Origin of the sequence: Nonomuraea sp. NPDC050404 (genome assembly GCF_040655495.1) — a bacterium.
Lineage (GTDB): Bacteria > Actinomycetota > Actinomycetes > Streptosporangiales > Streptosporangiaceae > Nonomuraea.
This window is the reverse complement of record NZ_JBFAKB010000103.1, coordinates 1-1359: the sequence shown is the minus strand read 5'-3', so window position 1 is coordinate 1359 and position 1359 is coordinate 1. Positions and strand designations below refer to the sequence as shown.

At 31.8% G+C, this 1359-nt stretch carries 2 protein-coding genes; both read left to right on the top strand.

Annotated features, from left to right (window positions below; all coding sequences use genetic code 11):
* On the top strand, window positions 1–252 hold a 252-nt coding region (locus AB0I81_RS64065; RefSeq protein ID WP_360680731.1), incomplete at its 5' end, for a hypothetical protein.
* Window positions 239–1315: a hypothetical protein gene (locus tag AB0I81_RS64060; RefSeq protein ID WP_360680729.1), complete on the top strand. Its 1077-nt coding sequence runs from the start codon at window positions 239–241 to the stop codon at window positions 1313–1315. The genes AB0I81_RS64065 and AB0I81_RS64060, both read left to right, overlap by 14 nt.
* Window positions 1316–1359 lie beyond the last annotated feature (44 nt).

The following is a 1359-nucleotide window of genomic DNA, read 5'->3' as shown; positions in this document are numbered from 1 at the left end:
GTAAAAATGTCAATCTGTAAACTTCAGATTGCTTTTAAAGACTATGAATTACCTCAGTTTATCAAACAAGAAGCGAAGCATATTACTCATGAAGGCCGAGTAAGCACAGTGATTTTTGAAAATTATAGTGATGAACTTATGGAACGAATAAACAATTGTGAACCACTACTGATTGAAGAACTTCCTTTAACTTTAGAAGATATTTTTATAAGCAAGTTTTCAGGTCATGAGATGACTGATGAAAGAGAGTGAGGAAAGAATGGATAACAAAAAATTGAACAAAATTACTTGGAAACGAGCCAAACCAATCGTTTTAAGTTTAGGAATACTGTTAATATTAATCTCTGTTTTTATTGGATTTAACTCCACAAAAAATTGGCATAGAGAGCAAAACTTTATCCATTCTCAAGAGGCTAGAGACCAATATAATTCATACCTTGCTGCACAAAAAACTGAAGAGGATGATGTAAATAAAAAATATAAAGAAACAAAAGATTACCAAGGAAGTGTCGATTATGCAGAGAACCAGGACGCAGGAATTTTTCTGAAATTTGATTCTAAAACTGGTAAGTTTCATATTCAATCACAGACTTTTAAAGAATTTTACGGTTATATAAGGGCCAAATTATTTTACACGCGAAGTGCGCTGGACTTAACTAATTTTAGATATTTGTTTACGTCCAGAAACGTGTTTCGTGGTTTTACTCTTATTAGCTTATTTTTCATTGTTGCTGGATTTTTAGTATCCTTCTTAAATTACAAGACAAATTTTTTACAGATTTTATTTTCGTCTGGGTATAAAAGAAAACAAATTTTAAAAAGCAGTATATTGACGTCGTTAATTCCTTTATTATTAATGGCAATTACTGCTGTTAGCATTAATTTAGTCATTCTTTATAGTCGCATTCCTCACCAATATATTAATTATCCTCTAGATAAAATTATTTTCTACCAATTTTGCATCTTATTAGTTGCCATTTGTTACTATTTTTTAGGTTTTTTTTCTGGGACTATTTTGGGACAGGGGATTACAGGCGCCTTATCTTTGATCGGCTTTGTCTTTGGATTAGAGTTGATAAAGCAAAATATTTTAGATATCTTGAACAATGTCTTCAACAATATTTTCAATAATAAAAATGATGGAATTTATTATCAATCATTTTTTGTCCGATTTGATACCTATTCACATTGGCTGATATTAGATGGATTTGTTATACTAACTACTTTTCTCTTCTATTTTTCTGCTCAATATTTCTATCAAAGATTAAGTTTAGAGGAGAAAGGACGCACACGGCAGTGGACTACTTGTCGGTAGCGACACAACGAGACTCGGACGGGAGTACCATGCCCGGATTGGCA

Coding starts and splice junctions, on each gene's coding strand:
- AB0I81_RS64060 (WP_360680729.1), top strand. CDS start 239: ATGAAAGAGAGTGAGGAAAGAATGGATAACAAAAAATTGAACAAAATT.